Here is a 20240-nt window from a genome sequence, read left to right as displayed (position 1 = left end):
GATCTACCATCACCACTCCCGTCGACCAGCCGAGCGGACGTTCGCCGCCTTCAACTGCTGCAAGTGCGTGGACTTCCGCTTTTGTGACGAGCAGGCGAGAGATTTCTGGTGCCACTTTCGGAGGAATCGGCGCCGGCAGGCCCGGAGGGCAGGGCAGCAGCGTCACCGTGCAGACCACAGATGGGGGCTTCCGGGGTCTGCGCACCGTTGGGCTCAGCCCGACACGATGCGCCGTACGGCCACGACGCGGCTGATGGGCGAGGTGGACATGCGCCACGACGCATAGGTGACCACGCGGATCTGCACGCCGGTGTGGGGGGCCTGAGGTGTCCGCCGCCGAGGTAGAGCCCGACGTGGCCAGGGCTGCTGGCGGTGCCGTCGGTTCCGGGGGAGAAGACGAGGTCACCGGGGAGCGGCGAGTCCGGGCTGACGGCCGTGCCGACCTTCACCTGCGCGAAGGTCGTGCGCGGGAGGCTGATGCCCGCGGCGCGGTAGGCCTGTTGGATCAGGGAGGAGCAGTCGCAGCGGGTGGAGGGGGCGGTGCCGAGCGGGTCGGTGCAGTCACCGCCGAGGGAGTACCAGCCGCCGACTTGCTTCAGGCCCCAGGCGATCGCGACGCGGATCGCGGCCGGGGTGGTGGCGGGCAGGTCGTACGGGCCCGGGGTGGCCGCGGGCGCGGCGTAGTTCTGGGCGGCGGCCATGATCGCGGTGACATAGTGGGCGGTCTGCCCGCCGGCGAAGGAGACGGGCGGGACGCCGTGGAAGCGCTCGACGACGCCCCAGCCCGCGTTGTAGCCGGCCAGGGCCAGCTCGATCGGCTGCCCGTCGTACCCGGAGTCGGTGGCCTGCTGGAGGAGCTTGCACATGAAGTGCCCCTGGGCGGTGATCGCGTCCGGCGCCTCCCACACCGAGGCGGTCCCGTTGCCGTTGGCGTCGGTCTTCCAGGTGTTCCAGGTGCCGGGCATGAACTGGGCGATGCCCTGCGCGCCGGCGGCGGAGACCGCCTTGGGGTCGAAGCCCGACTCCTGGTGGAGTTGTGCTGCCAGCACCGGCGCGGGCAGGCCCGGGCAGGCGCCGGCAGCCGCGACGATCCACTGTTCGTCCTCGGCCGGCACGCTGCCCGGTTTCAGGGTGTCGCCGACGGACTGCGCCGAGGCGGGGGTCGCTGCGGCGTACTGGGCGGACACCGTGGCCGCGGCCTCGCCCGCCCCGGAGCCGACCGTGACGAACAGCGCGATGAGACCGACCAGGAGCATCAGAGCCGCGGCGGCAGCACCTCCCACCGTCGACCAGGTCTGCTTGGCAGTCACGACGCGCTCCCCGGTCCTGGCCCGGGCGCGGAGGGCGGCCGGGTGGCGCCGGGCGGTGGGCGCAGCCCGCGCTGACGGTCCAGCCTGCGGCGAAGTGCGGCCTGCCGGGTGGAGTTGGCCGCGCCCATGCTGGGGTGGCGTGGTGGCGGGGTGCGTCGGGCCCGCGGGGCGAGGGTCGGCCGCGTCAACGTCGCCGAACCAGCCGGCGCCGGTCCTGATGGCGCCGGCGGCACCGGGGGAGCCGGCGGGGGAGGCGGCATGCCGGGGCGGCCCGGCCGCTGGCGCGGCACGCGCACGGGGGCCGGGCGGGGGCGGGCGGTGGTGCGGCCGGCGGCGTTGATGCGGCGCGCGAGGGTGCGGCCGCCGCCGAGCAAGGTGGTGCTGGTGCCGCCGGACAGGGCCAGCGCGCCGAGCATGACCGCCGCGCGAGCGGCGCCGCTGCGCCGGGAGGATTCCTCCTTGCTGGGAGCGGCACGGAAGACGGCACGGCCCGTCCCGCCGACGCGGCCGCCTTCCAGCCGGGAGCGCAGGTTCGCGCCCGAGCGGCGCGCGCTGGCGGCGATCTTCTTGCGGTACACGAACATGCCGGCGCACACGATGTCCAGGACCAGGAACCGCAGCGCGAGCCCGCCCTGTTCCTGGAACTGCTGGTCCAGGTCGGGCCCGAGAAGGGTGGTGATGATGACCAGGAACACCCCCAGCATCACCACCGACATGATCAACGTTTGGAAGACCTGCAGGAGGGTGGCGCACCACTTCCACAGCACGCTGCGGCCGCCGCCGGGCATGACACCCACGACCAGTACGCCCTCGCCGCGGATGGACTCCAGCGCGATCCTGCACTGGGCGATCAGGAACGATGCGGCCAGGCGGCAGACGAACACCGCCACGAACACCCCGGCCAGCAGCACGAAGAACGCGCCGGCCACCTTGTCGACGGAGGCCTTCTTGGCGGCCCCGACGTCGCCGCGCACGCAGTCGTTCTCGAAGCTGTCCATCGGCGGGTGCCCGTAGTGGTCCTGCATCCAGCCGCCCGCGATCCCGACGACCTTGTCGACGACCCAGTCGTCCGGGCCGGTGACAGCGCTGACGGCGCTGAGGCCGGGAATGTCGGAGATGGAGTCGGTGTCCTGAATGAAGTGGATGACGTCGTCGGAGCGTTGGTCGTAGGCGAGCTGGGCAAGCTTGGAGTCGGCGTACTCCTGCGCGCAGTCGCCGTCGAAGGACTGGCCGTACTCCAGGAGTTCAGCCGGCTTGGTGATCAGCGCGTCGACCAGCGCATTCTTGATCGGGTCGGTGAGCGCGGTCGGAGAGGAGCCGGTGACTTTGGTGTCGGTGCTGCTGGTGGCGCCGGTCGGGTCCTGCCCGGCGTCGATGATCACTGAGGTGACTTCCAAGCTGAACCCCTTGGCCGCGGCCAGGAGCCCGCCGTTGCCGCCGTAGCTGCCCATGAGCTGGGTCGTCGGGGAGACCAGGATCGTGGTGTAAATGCCGGCGATCAGCACGCTGAGAGCGAGTTCCCCGACGCCGCGGCTGCGGTCGCCGATCAGGATGTGGAAGGCGCAGACGGTCCCGGCGATGGTCAGGCAGAGCATCGGCAGGCCCAGCGTGACGATGACCTGGGCGTGCAGCGCGTACGCCACGTTCAGCACGGGCGCGAGGAGGATCTGCGCCAGCCCGAACCCGAGCGCCCAGGTGATCAGCCACACGCTGAAGGCAATCGCCCATTTGGTGGCCATGAAGCACAGCTCGATCAGGAACCCGTAGATCTTCAGCTGCCAGTCCGACCAGCCGCCCTCATCCGGGTTGATCGTGTAGACGTTGATCGGGACGCCGTACCGGTCGGTGGTGTTGAACATCCCCAGCACGCCGCCCTGCTGCTGGAGTTGGTGCTGCAGCGCTTCGGTGTCCGCCTTCTGCTGCGCCGAGGCTCCGGCCGAGATCGCGTCAGGGACGGCCTGGGACAGCTTCTGCATCAACGCCAGCGTCGCCTTGTCGCGGTCACTGAGCTCCTTGGGGTCGGCACCGGCGCCGCCGCCCCCCGTGGTAGCGCCGTCTGCAGCGCCTGTGGTCGGGGTCGCGCTCGAGGAAGTACTGGGGGTCGGGGTGGGTGCGGCCGGCGGGTCAGCATGCGCGCTGGTCGTCCACAACGCGGTAGTGAGCGCGGCGAGGACAGCGAGGGCGAACAGCCGCCGCCGGGTCAGTGCACCGCGGAACATCCACATCCCACGCCGCCCCCGCCCCCGCCCTCGCTCTCGTGGCCGCCGGCGGGTGCTCGGCCGCATCATGCCGTCCTCCGGCCGGGCGTGGAGTGGATCTGCTTGTGGGCGGCCGGGTCGTCGGGAATCAGGACCCGCATGGTGCCGATCCGCTGGTGCTGGTCGCGGTACAGGCATTCGCCGAGCCGCGCGGCGTACTCGCCGTCCGGGAGCTCCCCGCGGCCGGGCGACAGGCGGGCGCTGACCAGGTCCAGCAACTCAGGGTCGCCAGGGTCCAGGCCGAGGAAGTCCAGGCCACGCCGGGCCAAGGTCCGGTCGGACTGGCGGAACAGCAGCCGGTGGGTGATCAGGCCGCGCAGCACCGGCCCCAGATGGCTGTCCTCCGGCCCGATGTCGTTGGGGTCGTGGGAGCCCATGAACGCCGCGGCGTTGTTCTTCCGCCCGTCGCGCAGCATCTCCAGCAGCAGCTCCTGGCCCTCCGGGCTGGAGGTCAGCCACCAGCACTCGTCCCAGATGGTCGCGGCGAACTCGTCCTTCGAAGCGAACGTGATCTGCCGGCACACCGCGGCCACCAGATACATCAGCGCCCGTCCCATCACCTTCTCGAACTCCATGCGCTCCAGCCGGAAGTCGCTGTTCAGCTCGGACTTCTTCGGCAACTGCAGCGCGGACACCGAAAAGACGACGCTGTCGGCGATACTGACACGCACCGGGGGAAGGTCCGGGTCGAAGATGACCCGGGACAGGTCCTTGCGGGCGGCGGCGGCCAGCTTGCGGGCCAGGCCGTGCGCGGCCGGGTCAGTGCGGCCGCGTTCGGCGAGTTCGGCGCGCAGCGCCTGCATCGACGCGCCCCCATGCGCGACGACCGCAGCAACCGCCTCGGACAGCACCACGCCTTCGTCGCTCATCGGGATCACGCCCAGCAGCAGCGTCAGGAACGACTCGGTGCGCCGGGCCGCTTCCTTCCCGGGGAAGATCCGCAGCGGGTCCAGACTGATCCGCGCGGCGGCGTTGACCTCGATGACCTCCGTGCTGCCCGGACAGGCCCGCGCGAAGCGTTCCCACTCGCGGTCCTCGGTCCGGTCGACCGCGACCGCCCGGCCCCGCGACCCGGGCCACTTCGCTTTCCGGCCGGCCGCCAGCACCAGGTACATCGCCGCCTTCAGCGCGGTGGACTTGCCAGCGCCGAGCTCACCGATGAACGCAGCCGACGCGGAGGTGTTGGTGGCCGGACCGCGGGCGAAGTCCACCAGCACCGGCCGGGTACCGCCGCCGGTCAGCTGCAGCCCGAACAGCGGGCCGCTGTCATCGCCCAGCTGGCTGCCCGACCACGGCATCGCCATCGCGAAGTCCCGGGCCAGGAACGTCTGCGCGTACCCGACCAGCACCCGCGGCGTGCGGGAACCGGGCAGCATCCCGTACCAGAGCCGTTCCTGCTCGCCGACCGGCCGGGTCAGGGTGTAGTCGGACGCCGAGAAGTGCGAACGCAACGCCAGGGCGCGCGCGTGCGCTTCGTCCGGGGTAGGGCCCCACACACAGAACGAGATCATCGCCTGGACGTCGACCTCGGTGTGCGAGGCCCCCATCCGCTCCCTGTTCTCCTGCAAATCCGCGACGGCCTCGACCTGCGCCGGCGGCACACCGGTCGGTTCCCCCTCGAACTCCTTCTCCTGATGGATGAGATTCCGGGCGCGCTGCCGGGTCCGGCGCAGCATCTTCTGTCCCGACGTGACGTTCAGCCGGCACACCCAGTCGATGGGAAAATCGAATTCGTCCAGGACAGCGAGGAACTCCGACCCGGGGAAAGCGAAGCGCTTCGGTACCTCGGCCAGCGCCAGCAGCGCTTGGAAGCTGCTGCCCCACTCGGTGTCGACCTGGAGGTGCAGCGCCCTGAACGGATTGCGTCCCTCGCCGTGCCCGCGCCTGCCACCCGACTTCGATGGTGTCCAGCCGCGCCCGCCCTCAGTCAGCACGACCTCCGACAGCGCCGCCACCGAACGGCCACCGCACAACTGCCCGTTGTCGGCACCCGGCTCCGGCAGAGGCGGCTCCAGGACACCGCGGCGCGCGGCGTGCCCGTACATCCACAAGATCTCCGCCTCGGTGGCGGGCCGGACCCCGATGCCGGACGGCCACGTCGACGCCATCGCGGCCGCCTGCGCGAACCGGTGGCCCTCTTCTGCCGTGCCGATCGCGGCGGGCACCAACCCGAGGGCCGCACTGACCTCGGCACAGGCCGCGGTGACGAGGTCCGCGCTCGCCCTCCCGAACCCGCCGGTCGGCAGCGGCACCGCCAGCCACTCGGTGCGCCCGGTCAACTCCAAGGCCTCCAGCTGCGTCAGCACGCGATCGGCCAAGTCGAGGTACTCCTGGCTGGCGCCCCAGTCGATGTCATCGGTCATCGCGCGCACCACGCGGACCGGGTCGGTCTGCGGGCACAGGCTGAACAGGACCGGCTCGCCCGTGAGGGCCTTCACCATGGACGTGACCTGCTCCAGGCGCTGCCGCTTGGCCTCCGCAGAGGTGTGCGTGTAGTTGACAGGGGAGACCCGCCACACCCCCCACGCGGTGCCGTGCGTGGTCCACACGACGTTCCCGGCTACGTGCCGGATCGGCATCCTCACCGCGACCCTCCTTCCGACATGGTGGTGCGCCGTGCGAGCAGCGCTTGGACCCCGGACACCATCGGCGCCGCGGCCGGCCCGGCCGCCGCCGCGGGCTCGGCGCGCGCCGAGCCGCGTGCAGCAACACGAACCGGTGCCCCTGCCGCTGCGCTCCGGGTGGGTGCCTGAACCGGAGCGGTGTGGAGGGTGATCCGCGGGGAGACCAGTCGCGGCGCTCCCGCACGGCAGGGCCGGCCGTGGATACGCCCCGTGGACCGGCCCGCCACGAGCCCGCTCAGGCTCACCAGCGCCGCCAGCGGGTTGCGGTGGTCGATCTGCACGCGGTGCACCGCCCACCCGGCCGCAAACGGAACAGCCGCCGCCACCAGGAAATCGAACGGGCCGTGCCCGCCCCACACCGGCCGCGTCACGATCAGCACCACGAACCCACCAATCATCACGGCCAGTTGCGTCAGCGTGTACGGGCCGCCCGGGATGCGGCCGCCGCCGGCGAACCGGCCGATCTGCAGCGGATAACGCCGCGCCGCGGTGTAGCAGCGCCCCTCCAACGCCTCCGGCGGTACAGGCGCCGCCGACACCGTCATCGCGATCCGCCCGCAGCGGAGCCATGCGCGGCGGGGTGGGAGATGCGGACGCGGACGCTCGGCCGGATGTCATGCCCGGGCGTCGTGCCCATGGTGGCCACGCCCCAGCACGCGATGCCCCCCAGCATGAGAGAAGCACCCAACACAGCCAGCCGCTTGAGCCATCCGAGAATCACGCCGACAGCCGCGATGCGGACGAGGCCGACGATCAACAGGTTCTCGATGGCGGCCGTCATCGCGACCCTCCGGAGACGTAGCCACTGCCGGAGGAGTAGCTGACGCTGCCGTTGTTGCTCTGGTTGATGTCGTCGCCGGTTTTCGTGGCCAGCACGCCCATGTTGGCCACGCCCCACCACACGATTGCGCCCAGGATGATCGCGGCCAGGGCGGCCGGCCCGGAGCGGGTCTTGGCCCATACGACCAGGACGCCGATCGTCGCGATGATGGGGACGACGATGTCGATCAGCAGGGTCTCGAAGCTGGTGCCGAGGTTCGTGCCGGACTGGATCCACCCCACGGCCAGCGTGTTCGTCACATTCATGATCGGTTCCTTTCTCGGGTCAGCGCGCGGTCGGGGTGCCGGACGGCTCATCAGGGCCGGTCGTAGTGAGCGCCGGTGCACCGGTCTGCTGTGCGGGAAGCGGCCCGGGATCCAGCGAGGTGATCTCCCAGCGGCCAGCGCGAGCGGTGAGCGTGAAGGCGTACGCCAACGGCACGTGGGTGCCGTCCCGGTCGGTCGCGCGGACCGTGACCAGCACTTGCTGCTGCGCCCCGCTCGAGGGCACCGCCGCCGGGTCGGCGCCGGCGCCGGTGTCGTCACCGGCGGCCGCGATGTCCTCGACATCGACCGACGTGTACGGCGCCGGCGCGACCGGCACCATCCGCGCCCCGGGGGACAAGAACCGGTCCAGCGCACCCCCGTCGGAACCGGTGAGGTACGCCGTCAGGAACTGCTGCACGGTCTGCGCCCGGGCGTCCTGCGGCGCGGCCGGTTGCGACGGCCCGTACACGAGCCGCGGCGCCGCCGCGGCCTCCGGAGCGGCGACCTCGGCCGGGGCCGACAACGCGCTGTACGCCCACGGTCCCGTCGCATCCGCCCCGGCCGCCGCGACCGCCACCTGGAAGTACCGCAAGCCCGGCCCCTGCCCGCCATCGCCCCCGCCACCGGAACTGCCCGGCGCCGGCGTGGACGTGGCCGGTGCGTCCGGCTCGATCACCTGGGCGGCCACCGTCACCGACCACAACCCGCCCCCGGCCGGAACCGTCCGCACCGCAGCGACCTGCGTGACCTGCCGTGCCCCCGGTTCCCCGTCGAACTGCGCCTGGGCGGCGCCGGGCCAAAACACCGCGAGCGACGACTGGTCGCCCTGCCCGGCGCTAAGGTACGCCGACACGTACAACTCGGCGAAGCCCGCCGGCCCCGTGCCCGAAGGATCAGCCGACGGGGCCGCCTGCACCGTGCTCGACCTCCCGGGCGCGCCGGCGGCCGACGCCGCCGAAAACAGTGCAGCCACCCCCAGCAGGGGGCCCGCCACGATCACCCCCCACACCGCCCACCGCACCAGTGCCGCCCGGTTGGCGGCCGCTCCGCTGGTCATCGACCAGCCGCCGACGTCGCCCGCCGGCGTCATCTCGCCGGCGCCGACGACCCCCTCGTCGACCCACGTCGCGTTCCCCTGCCTGCGCCGCCACTTCATGAGCACGCCTCCTCGCCCCGGCGGGAAATCAGTTCGGTGATCCGGGCGCGCACGTCGTGCTTGGGAAGCGCCTGGAGTTCCGCGAATGCCTCGCCGGCGGCCTCGGCCCCGGACAAGAACTCCCGGGCCGCGGCAGCGGTCTCCGGCGCGAACGGGTCCTTCACCAGCGCCACTGCCAGGCGCGTCGCCTCATGACGGGTCCGTACCATCCGCCGCTCGCCCTCGGTCGGGCCGCCCGGGCCACGCTCCGCTCCTGTGCTCACGCCGGTCACCTCTCCGCTCCGCCCCGCAGCGACGGCTGATCCGCCACTCACCTGCTGCAAGTGCGAAGGAAAGCCCGTTTGTGACAGCGAATTCACGCGACCTGCTCCGCCCACCGGCCAGCTGCCGCGGCCAGCCGCCGAACGGCACGAGAACGCCGCTTCCGCATCCCCTCCGGACGCACCCCGGCCCGCTGCGCCGCGACCTCGTCACGGGGCGCGCCCTCGCGGTAGTGATCACAGATGGCCGCGAGCTCGCCGGGAACCAGAACCCGCCTCTCCAAGGCCCACATCAACAGCTCGACCACCCGGCCGCGAGATCCGGTCAGGTCCTCGACGTCCACACCGTCCAGCCCGGGAAGTCCACTGGCCGCGGCCGCCGCTGCCAACTGCCGGCGGATCGCCAACTCGTCCGGGCCGACCCCCGGGTCCGGAATCATCAGGCGGTCGTCGTCCAGCGGCTCATCGCCGCTCAAATCACAGGCATCGGCGCGCAGCTCCCCGCGGGCACGGCAGACGGTGTCCATCAGCAGGTTCGCCGCGATCCGCCGCGGCCGCCGCTGAAGCGGGTAGCTGAGCACCACCTCGTACAGCGACGCCACCACCGCCTGGACCACGTCGTCCAGGTCGTGCCCGAGCCAGCGCATCCGGTACACGGTCGACGTCGCAGCCGGCAGCATCGCCTGCACCACCACCCGGGCCGCCAACTGCCCGTCCTGACCACCCGCGCCGACCTGGCGCAGCAAGGCGCCCATCCACCGGTCGGTGTGCTCCCGGCCACGCCGCGCGTCCCGGCGCTCCAACTCGGGCAGCACCGCGCCCAGGTCGCCGGCGACCTCGCCCGGAGCCAAGACGCCGGCGTCGATGAGCCACCCCGTCACGGCAGCCCCCGCCAACGGGTCGGCACACAGCAGCGGCCATTCGGCACGGAGCCGATCGATGGCATTGTTGTACGAGTTCACGGCACGGTCCTTTCGGTTCGTGCCGTGAATCTCCTCAGCGCCCCTTGTCCACTTGCTTGCTCAAATCCGGGAGATCACAGGTCAACCGCGTGCACTCGAAGAATCACCCGCCCGCAGTACCGGAGTGCAACCGCAGCAGCGCGCGAGGGTGTCCATCGCTTTCCGACCTGCCGGGGGGAGGCGGGCCGCTCGTGGGTGACGTGGCAGGGAGCAGGGGCGTCTCCTGGTGCCTCAATGTGGTTTCGCGATCGGGTTCCCGATCGGGTTCGCCATCAGTTTCGCGGCGGGTTTCACCCACATCTGACGTCCGTTGCGTTGCCGCAGGTCAGCCGTAGAGTGCAACCGACTGAAGGGTGTTGACACCTCTTCCTGGAGCTCCAGGAGGAGGATTCCGCCTACTTCTCCACCACCGCGGTGGAACTGCCCGTCGGCGCACCGTACGGTCCGTGACCGGTCGGCGCATCCGGCCGTTGCCGGTCGCACCGTGACCATAATCGGGCGACTGCTCAACTGCCTGTGGGACATGTCAGAGATCACGTGTTGCGACGACCACTGGAATCCGCCCCCAACGGCGGCCCGAGGCTTCGTGCTGACCGAAACGGGGACAAGGGGGCGTCGCAAGGGACCCCGCTCGGCTGCGCGGGCTGCCCGGGACCGGTGGGCAGCGCGGCGCTGGCTTCGATGGGGCCCCGGTGGAGCTTGTCGCAGCGCTGCCAGGCCTCGGGCCCTTCTCCGGTCAGCGTCGGTGGTGGAGCCGCCCGGTAGGCCGTTCTCGCGCCCCGCCTCGATGTGCGTTGGGTTCGTCTTCGCGGGACGGATCTCGGTTCGCGGCCAGTTCGGCAGCGCGGGTGGGCCCGCGCTGCCGGTGTGGGTCAGTCGGTGGGGGTGTAGGTGATGTCCTGGTCAGGGCAGTTGGCGGCGAACTCCGCGAGGGCGTCGTGTTCGGCGGGGTCGACGGCCAGGCCCCAGGTGAGTTTCACGCTGATCCAGTCGGCGGTGTAGCGGCAGGTGGCGTCGGCGGCCGGCGGCATCCAGGTGGCGGGGTCCTGGTCGGACTTGGAGCGGTTGGAGCGGGCGGTGGCGGCGACCAGGTGGCGTGCGTCGCCGAGGTAGTTGGCGTAGGCGACGCGGCGGGCCTTGGTCCACTGCGAGGCGCCGGAGTCCCAGGCTTCGGCGAGCGGCACGAGGTGGTCGATGTCGAGGGTGCTGGGTCCGTCGACGGTCGTGTCGTCGTACCAGGAGTCCCATGTCCCGCCGGTCAGGGTGCACTTCCCGGTGATGGTCGGGGGAGTGACGGCTTCGTCGAGGAGGACTTCCTGGCGGGTGTTGCAGCCGTCGCGGTCGGCGTCGATCCAGCCGCCGAAGGATGTTGCGCGGTTGTAGCCGGTGCGGTCCTCCGGTGCGAGGGGCAGATGTGCGACGGCTTGGTGGAGGGCGACGCTGTCCTGCTCGGTGGGTGTGGCGGCGCGGGCGGGGGCGGTCACGGTGATGAGTGCGGCGCAGGCGAGCAGGCCTGCAAGGACGGGGCGGTTCAAGAAGCGCATGACCGTGGTCCTACCGGCCGTTCGGGGGTGGGGGCGCTGGGCCTGGGTCGGGCGCCACACGTGCGGGTGTACGAGACCACACCTGCGGGTGACCTGCCGCCCTCCGGTGTCAACGGACGTGGTGGTTTGGCTTCGTGACGGGTTGTGTGGCGTCACTCACAGTCACTCCGGCGCTGCGCCGGAGTCCTGATCGGGCGTTGGATGCGCGGTGTGTGCGTGTTTGGGAGTTCACCCTGGTGGGCGTCGTGGAGTGGACCAGACCTCTCGGTCGATAACGGGCATGTGCTGTTACATAAGTGACTCGCTGGTAGCGGTGTGTAGTTTTTCCCCTTCGCTTCGCTGCACGTTCGGGCATCGACGAACGCTATTCATGCAAGACCGCACCCGATGCGGTCCCGAAGCGCCAGGGGGTCGCTTCACCCCTCGAACCCGAGACGACCACAAGGTCCCGTGACGAACCAGCACTTGGAAGCTCTGCTCGCGGCCGCTGCCGCGGCCCGGGCCTTCGGGCACGACGTACGAAGGATCATCCGGCGGGTCCTCGCCGCCGGCGTGCGCCTGGGCGCCACCGAGTTGGTCCAGAGCCGCCGCGGTCAGGAGATCGGCCAGCACGAGGAGCATCGGTGAACGAGAGCAGCGTGCGTCGCCAGCTGCCGCGCCCCTCGAAGATCGTGCAGGACTCCCAGCCCGTGGTGGTCTTCCGGGCCTTCCACGACTCCTACCGCGGCCCCCACGTTCGATGGGCGGAGCTCTACCTCGGATCACGCGCAGACGCAGAGGACGCGGTACACGACGCGCTGCTCGCACGTCGACGTTTCCTCGTCACACAGCGGAGAGGAGCACCTGGTTCCACCGCAACCTGGGCGATGTTGGCCCCACAGGCGGCTCCGAGCGGCAGGCCCGGGCGTCGGCTTATCTGGTGCCGTGGCGGGTTGGGGTCAGTTGTGCCGGGCGGAATACAGGAGGTACTCCCGCTGCGGTCTAGACCCCTCGGCGATATCCCGAAGCGGGACCGGCACACGCTGGAGGCGACGTTGGACGGGGCTACCAGGGCGTGTATCAGGACGAACCTGCTCCAAGTCGCGTGAGGAAGCATCGGAGACCACCGCTTCGAGGACCACGGACGAGGCCCTGTGGCCATCAGACAAGTCTTCACCGTGGTAGGTGACGTCGGCGTACGCGATCAGGGCGCGGTCACCGGTGGTGCGGCAGTACGGGTGATCTTTCGAGGCGTGCGTAGGCCAGGGTCACGTGCGTTGCTCTAATGGTTCTGCGGATGTCCTGTCGACGCTGTGAGGAGGCACGATGGCGCCGTCGGAGCAGGGCGCACCGGAGCGTGGAGCCCTCGCGGACAAGCACATTGCGGCGCCGTCTGTTTCCCTGCCCAAGGGCGGCGGGGCGCTGCGCGGGATCGGGGAGACGTTCGCGGTCGCCGGGGCCAGCGGGACGGCCGGGTTACGGATCCCCCTTCCGCTGACACCGGGCCGTTCGGGATGGGGGCCGACACTGGCCCTCGGCTACGACTCCGGCGCAGGAAACGGCCCCTTCGGGCTCGGGTGGAGCCTCGAACTGCCTGCCGTCAGCCGCAAGACCGACACCGGGCTGCCGCGTTACCTGGACGGCGACGAGTCGGACGTGTTCCTCCTGTCCGGGGCGGAGGACCTCGTCCCGGCGCTCGCGGAGGACGCCGGGGGCGAGTGGGCGCCTGTCCGGGTGCCGGAGCGCACGGTGGACGGCCGCCGCTACGGCATCACGCGCTATCGCCCGCGCGTCGAGGACGACTTCGCGCGCATCGAGCGGTGGACGGACCTGGGCGACGGCACCACGCACTGGCGGACGATTTCCGGCGACAACATCACCACGCTGTACGGCGTCGACGACGACTCCCGGATCCAGGACCCGGACCCGCCGCGCGGCACGCCCCCGCGGGTGCTGACCTGGCTTATCAGCGAGTCACGCGACGACAAGGGCAACCTCGTCCGCTACCAATACCGGCGCGAGGACGACGGGGACATCGACGTAGACGCCGCGCACGAGCAGAGCCGCCCCCCGGCCGCCCGCACTGCGCAGCGCTATCTCAAGCGCGTTCTGTACGGCAACCGCACCAGCACGCTCGCTGCTGGGGAACCCGTCCCAGACGAGTGGATGTTCGAGGTCGTCTTCGACTACGGCGAGCACGATGAGGCCGACCCCCGGCCCACCGGCGCACACGTCTGGCCGGCTCGCAAGGACCCCTTCTCGTCCTGCCGCGCCGGGTTCGAGGTGCGCACGTACCGGCTGTGCCGGCGAGTTTTGATGTTCCACCATTTCCCGGGCGAGCCGACCGCTGGCCGCGACTGCCTGGTGCGCTCGCTGAACCTGGCGTACGACGAGACCCCCGTCGCCTCGCTCCTGGTCTCGGTCACGCAGTGCGGCTACCGCCGTACGCCGCAGAGTCTGTTCAGCCGTGCCCTCCCGTCGCTCGAACTCACCTATAACCCAGTCTCGTTGGGCGAGTCGGCAGATGTGCGCCGCCTGGACGGCGAAGACCACGTCCCTCCCGTCGGCGCCGACGACACCGCCTGCGAGTGGGTCGATCTTGACGGCGAGGGCATCCCCGGCGTCCTGGCGACGATGGACGGGAGCAGCTACTACGCCCCGAACCGCGGCCGCGGCCGTTTCGCCGCACCCGCGCCGCTGGCCGCGGTCCCGTCGGCCGCGACCGCGGGAGAGCGCGGGCAACTCCTCGACCTGGCGGGCGACGGCCTCCTGGACCTGGTCGAGCTGGGCGGGCCGAACCCCGGATTCTTCAAGCGGATTCCGCACGTCGGCTGGGCGCCCTTCCGGACGTTCGCCCACCTGCCGGCCGTGGACTGGGCGGACGGCACCATCCGTTTCACCGACCTGAACGGTGACGGCCACGCCGACGTGCTGGTCGCCGAAGGCGACGCGCTCACCTGGTACCCGTCCGCAGGCGAGGCCGGATTCGGCCCGGCGGTACGCCTCCCCACCGGTACGGCAGACGACCCCGGACCCGCGCTGGTGTTCGCCGACGCCGAGAACGCCGTCTTCCTCGCCGACATGACCGGCGACGGCCTCGCCGACCTGGTCCGGGTGCGCCACGACGAGGTGCGGTACTGGCCCAACCACGGGTACGGCCGCTTCGGCCACCCCGTCGCGATGGACGACCCGCCCCTGCTCGACCGGCCCGACCTGTTCGACCCGCGCCGGGTCCTGCTGGCGGACCTCGACGGCGCAGGGCCGCACGACCTCCTGTACGTGGGGACCTCCGGCACACGCGCCTACGCGAACCAGTCCGGCAACCGCTGGGCGGGCCATGTGGACCTCCCGGCGGCCCCCGCCGCCGAGCGCCCAGAGGCCGTCGACCTGCTCGGCACCGGCACCCCCTGCCTGGTGTGGTCCCCGCCGGGGCCGACCGGGGAACGGTCCCCGGTCCGCTACCTGGAGCTGATGCCCCGCGGCAAGCCGCACCTGCTCACCGGCATCCGCAACAATTTCGGCGCCGAAACGGTGATCGGCTACGCCGCCTCGACCGCGTTCCATCTCGCCGACCGGGCCGAGGGCCGACCCTGGGCGACGCAACTCCCCTTCCCCGTCCACGTGGTGTCGCGCGTGGACACCGTGGACTACGTCAGCCGCAACCGCTTCACCACCCGCTACGCCTACCATCACGGCCACTTCGACGGCGCCGAGCGTGAGTTCCGCGGCTTCGCCCGCGTCGACCAGTGGGACACCGAGCAGTTCGCCGCGCTGTCGGACAGCGACGCCGTCCCCGCGGCCTGGCCCGAACTGGTCAACCTCGACGCCGCCTCGCACACTCCGCCGGCCCGCACAACGACCTGGTACCACATCGGCGCCTTCGCCGGCGGCGATGAACTCTCGGCCGTCCTCGCCGACGAGTACTACCGCGAAGGCGACGCCGACCGGCAGCTGCCCGGCCTCACCGATACCGAACTGGCCGGGATCCTGCGCCCGGACCGGCCGCCGCCACCGCAACTGCTGCGCCCCGATGGGAGCCGGACGCCGCGGCCACTGTCGGCCGACGAAGCCCGCGAGGCATGCCGTGCGATGCGCGGGGCCATTCTGCGCCGCGAGGTGTACGCGGAGGACGGTACCGACGCGGCAGACCGGCCCTACACCGTCGAGGAGTTCAGCTACGCGGTGGACCTGGTACAGCCGCGGGGGGAGAACCGCCACGCGTCCTTCCTGCGCCGCCCCCGGGAAGCGGTGACACTGCACTACGAGCGCATGCTTCGCGAGGTCGGCGGGAAGGTTGTCGCCGACCCGCGCATCGGGCACGAAATGGTGTTGTCCGTCGACGGGTTCGGCAACGTCGTGCAGTCCGCTTCGATCGCCTACGGACGTCGCCACCGGGATGCCGACCCCCGGCTGACTGAAGCGGACCACGCCGTCCAGCGGCACGCCCGCATCCAACTGACCGAACGGACCCACACCGCACCGGTGGACAAGGCCGACGCCTGGCGGACACCGCTGCCGTGCGACACCCGTACCTACGAGCTCCACGGGTACCCGGTGCCTGCACCGGACTCCGCTGCCCCTCTCGTGGAACCGGAAACACTGGCTGAGCAGTTGGCGGCACTCGGCGACGCCGACATGCCGTACCACGACGTAGCTGGGACGAGTGGCGGTCCCGGACCGCACCGACGGCTGATCGCACACAAGCGCACTCTGTTCCGCCGCGACAACCTGACCGGACCCGAACCGCTGGGAGTCAGCGGAACCCGTGCGCTGCCCCATGAGGACTACCGGCTGGCGTTCACCCCCGAGTTGCTCTCAGCCGTGTACCATCGCGGCGCCGAGCCGCTCCTGCCCGACCCCGCCGCGGTACTGGCGGCCGCGGGATACCGTGAGAGTGCCGGGTTGCGCGGTGCCGGCGGCTTCCCGGACTCGGACCCACCCGGCCTGTGGTGGGCGCCCTCCGGCACGCTGGACTACCGCTCCGCGCCGGGCGACAGTGAACTCGACGAGGCACAACGGCACTTCTTCGTCCCGCGGCACTACACCGACCCGTTCGGCGCCGTCACTTACGTCGTCTACGACGAGGACGACCTGCTGGTCCGCGAGACCTCCGACGCCCGCGGCAACCGGATCACGGTCGGCGAGCGGCGGCCCAGGGGCACGGTCTGGCGGAACGACTACCGAGTCCTGGCGCCAGCGGTGGTCACCGATCCGAACGGCAACCGCGGCGCGGCCGCATTCGACACGCTCGGCATGGTCGTCGGCACCGCCGTCCTGGGAAAGACTGGCGTGGCCGGCGCCGACGAGGACATCGGCGACACGCTCGAAGGCTTCGAGTCGGACCTCTCGGAGAACGACGTCCGCGAACACCTGCGGAACCCCGCCGGGGCACCGCTGGATATCCTGCGCGGGGCGACCACCCGGCTGGTGTACGACCTCGACGCGTTCCAGCGCTGGTGGCGGGACACCGACGACCATACGGCCGGCGGACCGCCGTCCGCCGTGCTCGCGCTCGCCCGGGAGCGGCATCTGCTCGGCCCCGGCGGCACGCCGGCTCCCCGGGTGCGTGCCACGCTGACCTATGCCGACGGCCTGGGCCGCGAGATCGCCGGCATGGCCCTCGCCGACGCCGGACCCCTGACGGATGGCGGCCCCGACGCACCGGAGCGCTGGGTGGGCACCGGCTGGACGGTGTTCGACAACAAGGGCCGTGCGGTGCGGCAGTACGAGCCGTTCTTCAGCGACACGGCCGCCTTCGAGTTCGGCAACGTCCACGGGGTCAGCCCCGTGCTGTTCCGGGACCCGCTCGGCCGGGTCGTCGCGACCCTGCACCCCGACCACACGTGGGCGAAGACGGTGTTCGACCCGTGGCGGCAGACCGCCCACGACGCCGGGGACACCGTCGACGTGGACGATCCCGGTGCGGACCCCGATGTGGGGGCCCACTTTTTGCGGGTGCAGCGTGAGAGGTATCTGCCCACCTGGTTGAACCTGCGGCTGGCCGGGCCGCCGGGCCCGGAGAACGAAGCGGCGCAGCAGACGCGCGTGTATGCCGACACTCCGGCGTCCGCGTTCACCGACTGCCTCGGCGTCACCTTCCTCACCCTCTCCGTCAACCGCCATGTCCGCGACGGCGCCACCACGACCGAGCAGCACGCCACCCGGGTCGACCACGACGTCCAGGGCAACGAACGCGAAGTCCGCGACGCGCGCGGGCAACTTGTGATGCGCTACGAGTACGACATGCTCGGCAACCGGATCCACGGCGCCGGCATGGACAGCGGCTCCCGCTGGTCGCTCGACGACTGCGAGGGCGAATCCGTTCGTACTTGGAACACCCTGCGCAATGATTTGCGTATCACCTACGACGAACTTCGCCGGCCCACAGGGGTGTTCCTCCGCCGCGCGGGGGCCGCGGCAGAGGTGATGGCCGAGCGGACGACCTACGGCGACGACCCGGGACACCCCGGAGGAGCCGCCGCGGCGGAGGCGGCAAACCTGCGCGGGCAGGTGCACCAGGCGTTCGACGGCGCCGGGGCCGTCACGCACGCGCGGTACGACTTCACCGGCAACCTCGTGCGCAGTGAGCGGCGACTCGCCGCCGACTACCGCGGCACGCCGGACTGGTCGCGCCCACCGCAGTGGGACGGCCCGGCGTTCGGTACCGAGATGCGTCACGATGCTCTCGGACGCCCGATCGCGATCACGCTCCCGGACGGAACCCGGCTCACGCCCGGGTACAACGAAGCGGGCCAGCTGGAGTCAGTGGCGGCCCAGGTACGCGGCGCCCTCGCCGAGACGTGGTTCGTGAAGAAGATCGCCTACGACGCGAAGGGGCGCCGCACCCGCATTGCCTCTGGCAACGGGGTTCGGACCGAATACCGCTACGACCCCCTGACGTTCCGGCTGACCCGCCTGAACACCATCCGCGAGGGGTTCCCCGACGACTGCCCCGCGCCGGGCGAAACGCCGTGCGGTGTTCAGTACCTGTCGTACACCTACGACGCGGCCGGGAACACCACCCACATCCGCGACGACGCGCAGCAGGCGGTCTTCTTCCGGAACCAGCGCATCGAGCCCGGCATGCGGTACGTCTACGACGCGGTGTACCGGCTCATCGAGGCGACCGGGCGCGAACACCTAGGCCAGACCGCCGATCCGGTGCCCGCCAGCTGGACGGACGCGCCCCGCGTCGGTCAGGTCCACCCCGGCGACGGTAAGGCGATGGGCAGCTACCGGGAGCGGTACACCTACGACGCGGTCGGCAACCTGCGCGGCCTGGAGCACCAGTCGACCGACGTCTCCGGCGGGGACCGGGGATGGACCCGCACCTACGAGTACCGGGAACGGAGCGCGCTGGAACCGGCCACGGTCGGCAACCGGTTGTCGACGACCGACATCGGCGACGTGCGGAAGAGCTTCGCGTACGACGCGCACGGCAACACGACGGCGATGCCGCACACGACGCTGATGCGGTGGGATCACCGCGACCGGCTCGCGGCGACCTCGACGCAAGCCGTGAACTCCGGGACCCCGGAGACCACGTACTACGTCTACGACGCGTCCGGGCAGCGAGTCCGCAAGGTGACCGAACGGTTCGCGGCCGAGGGGGGCACGCCGACACGGCTGCGCGAACGGATCTACCTTGGCGCGGTCGAGGTGTACCGCGAGTACGGCCAGGACGGCGCCACGGTCACCCTCGAACGTGAAACGCTCCACGTGATGGACGACGCGGCTCGGGTCGCCCTGGTCGAGACCCGCACCAAGGGCACGGACAACGGCCCCGAGAGGCTGACCCGCTACCAGCTTGCGGACCACCTGGGCTCGGCGGCGGTAGAGCTGGACGACCGCGCACGAGTGATCTCCTACGAGGAGTACCACCCCTACGGAAGCACCGCCTACCAAGCGGTCGCCGCGGCCGTCCAGGCCCCCAAGCGCTACCGGTTCACGGGGAAGGAGCGCGATGAGGAGTCCGGCCTGTCCTATCACGGCGCCCGCTACTACGCGCCCTGGCTCGGTAGATGGACAAGCTGCGAGCCGCTGTTCGACGCCCATCGCCGTATCAGTTCCTACGCCTACTGCAGCGGAAGTCCCACCAGCCGGGTCGACCCGGACGGGGGCTTGGACGTCCCGGCGTGGGTCCCGGGCGCAGCTAAGATCAACAAGGCGCGTGACCAATTTGTAGAAGACCACGAATACGGAATCGAATTCACGAAGGCGCTCGTGCGTGACAATTCCTTTGGCTTCATCGGGACCTTGGAAAGCATGGGAAAGCTGGATGCTCCGAACCAGTCGTTCACCGCAAAACGCGCTCAGCGGGACGCGGAGGCCGTCACCGTGCTGCTGAACGCCGTGTCCATGGCTGCTACGTCCGGGGGCAAGGGCGGCCCGGGAGCAGGTGGGGGTCTCGCGCCGGTCGGCGGCGGGCCGGTCGTGGCGCCCCAGGCGCCAGCAATCCCCGTGGGCGGAGTGCCGGTTTTGGAAGCCTCCAAACCCAAGGAGAAGCCGAAGGTGACTGAGAAGGAACCTGAGCCGGCAGCCGCGACCGGGGGCACAAAGCCAGCCAAGCCTGAACCATCCGCGGCCAAGGGGGGACCGAACCAGTCGCGCATGCCGAAGGCCGGACAGTCCTCGACGCCTGCTGACTGGCCGGTCGGCGGGCGCTGGATCGAAGTTGCGCGCAGGTGGACCGGAAACGCCAAGAAGCCCGGCTCGATGACATCGCTTGAGATTCAGTCCGCCTACTCCGGAAAGTCGATCAGGTTCCGCGAAGGTAAAGCCTATATCGAGGAGTTCGAGCTCGATGGACGCAAGTTCGACAAATTCGACCCGGAGAGCCGGACGCTGGGAGACGTCAAGGACGAGTACCAGTTCCTCATCGAGATCGGATCCGAGAGCGCAGCGAAAGCGCTCCTCGATGAGGCCGGCGCGCAGTCGGCGATCGCCAAGCAGCATGGTCTCGCCCTTGAGTGGATGGTGCGCGAGGAGAACGCCGGGGCCTTTGAGAACTTGCTGCATGAGAAGTATCCGGACATTCAGATCAAGACATTCAAAAAGTGAG

The 20240-nt window shown here is 70.9% G+C and carries 12 protein-coding genes; 2 read left to right on the top strand and 10 right to left on the bottom strand.

What is annotated here, in order from left to right; genetic code table 11:
- Positions 1 to 50 precede the first annotated feature (50 nt).
- The 10 genes from C4U44_RS29440 to C4U44_RS29400 all read right to left on the bottom strand — a co-directional run bounded on the left by C4U44_RS29440 (position 51) and on the right by C4U44_RS29400 (position 11200).
- On the bottom strand, positions 51 to 1310 hold the full coding sequence (locus C4U44_RS29440; RefSeq protein WP_235032441.1) for a C40 family peptidase: 1260 nt from the start codon (positions 1308 to 1310) through the stop codon (positions 51 to 53).
- Positions 1307 to 3286: a hypothetical protein gene (locus C4U44_RS29435; protein WP_103889083.1), complete on the bottom strand. Its 1980-nt coding sequence runs from the start codon at positions 3284 to 3286 to the stop codon at positions 1307 to 1309. The genes C4U44_RS29440 and C4U44_RS29435 overlap by 4 nt, the downstream gene beginning before the upstream one ends.
- 308 nt (positions 3287 to 3594) lie before the next feature.
- A complete protein-coding gene (locus C4U44_RS29430; RefSeq protein ID WP_235032451.1) occupies positions 3595 to 6147 on the bottom strand; it encodes an ATP-binding protein in 2553 nt (850 codons plus the stop codon).
- Positions 6148 to 6149: 2 nt separating this feature from the next.
- Positions 6150 to 6737, bottom strand: coding sequence for a hypothetical protein (locus C4U44_RS29425; protein ID WP_103889081.1), 588 nt, complete (start codon positions 6735 to 6737; stop codon positions 6150 to 6152).
- The gene (locus tag C4U44_RS29420) at positions 6734 to 6973 is read right to left on the bottom strand and encodes a hypothetical protein (RefSeq protein ID WP_103889080.1); all 240 of its coding nucleotides are present in this window, start codon (positions 6971 to 6973) and stop codon (positions 6734 to 6736) included. The genes C4U44_RS29425 and C4U44_RS29420 overlap by 4 nt, the downstream gene beginning before the upstream one ends.
- Positions 6970 to 7278, bottom strand: coding sequence for a hypothetical protein (locus tag C4U44_RS29415; RefSeq protein ID WP_103889079.1), 309 nt, complete (start codon positions 7276 to 7278; stop codon positions 6970 to 6972). Before C4U44_RS29415 ends, C4U44_RS29420 begins: the two co-directional genes overlap by 4 nt.
- Positions 7279 to 7297: 19 nt before the next feature.
- On the bottom strand, positions 7298 to 8434 hold the full coding sequence (locus C4U44_RS29410) for a conjugal transfer protein (RefSeq protein ID WP_103889078.1): 1137 nt from the start codon (positions 8432 to 8434) through the stop codon (positions 7298 to 7300).
- Positions 8431 to 8697 carry a hypothetical protein gene (locus C4U44_RS41260; RefSeq protein WP_146088380.1) on the bottom strand — a complete coding sequence of 89 codons (267 nt, stop codon included), beginning with the start codon at positions 8695 to 8697 and terminating at the stop codon, positions 8431 to 8433. Before C4U44_RS41260 ends, C4U44_RS29410 begins: the two co-directional genes overlap by 4 nt.
- 92 nt (positions 8698 to 8789) lie before the next feature.
- Complete coding sequence (locus tag C4U44_RS29405) at positions 8790 to 9656, bottom strand: hypothetical protein (RefSeq protein WP_103889077.1); 867 nt, start codon at positions 9654 to 9656, stop codon at positions 8790 to 8792.
- An 872-nt stretch (positions 9657 to 10528) separates the two neighbouring features.
- Positions 10529 to 11200, bottom strand: coding sequence for an HNH endonuclease family protein (locus tag C4U44_RS29400; RefSeq protein ID WP_103889076.1), 672 nt, complete (start codon positions 11198 to 11200; stop codon positions 10529 to 10531).
- A 450-nt stretch (positions 11201 to 11650) separates the two neighbouring features.
- Between C4U44_RS29400 and C4U44_RS41705 the strand changes: the two genes are divergently transcribed.
- Together C4U44_RS41705 and C4U44_RS29390 are read left to right on the top strand one after the other, a co-directional pair.
- Positions 11651 to 11827 carry a hypothetical protein gene (locus tag C4U44_RS41705; RefSeq protein WP_160145140.1) on the top strand — a complete coding sequence of 59 codons (177 nt, stop codon included), beginning with the start codon at positions 11651 to 11653 and terminating at the stop codon, positions 11825 to 11827.
- A 678-nt stretch (positions 11828 to 12505) separates the two neighbouring features.
- Positions 12506 to 20239 carry a SpvB/TcaC N-terminal domain-containing protein gene (locus tag C4U44_RS29390; RefSeq protein WP_103889075.1) on the top strand — a complete coding sequence of 2578 codons (7734 nt, stop codon included), beginning with the start codon at positions 12506 to 12508 and terminating at the stop codon, positions 20237 to 20239.
- Position 20240 lies beyond the last annotated feature (1 nt).

This window comes from Actinacidiphila yanglinensis (assembly GCF_900107965.1).
Lineage (GTDB): Bacteria > Actinomycetota > Actinomycetes > Streptomycetales > Streptomycetaceae > Actinacidiphila > Actinacidiphila yanglinensis.
The sequence above is the reverse complement of the archived record's forward strand: the minus strand, read 5'-3'. Positions and strand labels throughout refer to the sequence as shown.

Bases quoted from the DNA above. Each gene is read 5' to 3' on its own strand.
- C4U44_RS29400 (WP_103889076.1), bottom strand. From the start codon at position 11,200: ATGCGCTTCTTGAACCGCCCCGTCCTTGCAGGCCTGCTCGCCTGCGCC.
- C4U44_RS29420 (WP_103889080.1), bottom strand. From the start codon at position 6,973: ATGACGGCCGCCATCGAGAACCTGTTGATCGTCGGCCTCGTCCGCATC.
- C4U44_RS29430 (WP_235032451.1), bottom strand. From the start codon at position 6,147: ATGCCGATCCGGCACGTAGCCGGGAACGTCGTGTGGACCACGCACGGC.
- C4U44_RS29410 (WP_103889078.1), bottom strand. From the start codon at position 8,434: ATGAAGTGGCGGCGCAGGCAGGGGAACGCGACGTGGGTCGACGAGGGG.
- C4U44_RS29415 (WP_103889079.1), bottom strand. From the start codon at position 7,278: ATGAATGTGACGAACACGCTGGCCGTGGGGTGGATCCAGTCCGGCACG.
- C4U44_RS29435 (WP_103889083.1), bottom strand. From the start codon at position 3,286: ATGCAGAAGCTGTCCCAGGCCGTCCCTGACGCGATCTCGGCCGGAGCC.
- C4U44_RS29425 (WP_103889081.1), bottom strand. From the start codon at position 6,737: ATGACGGTGTCGGCGGCGCCTGTACCGCCGGAGGCGTTGGAGGGGCGC.
- C4U44_RS29390 (WP_103889075.1), top strand. From the start codon at position 12,506: ATGGCGCCGTCGGAGCAGGGCGCACCGGAGCGTGGAGCCCTCGCGGAC.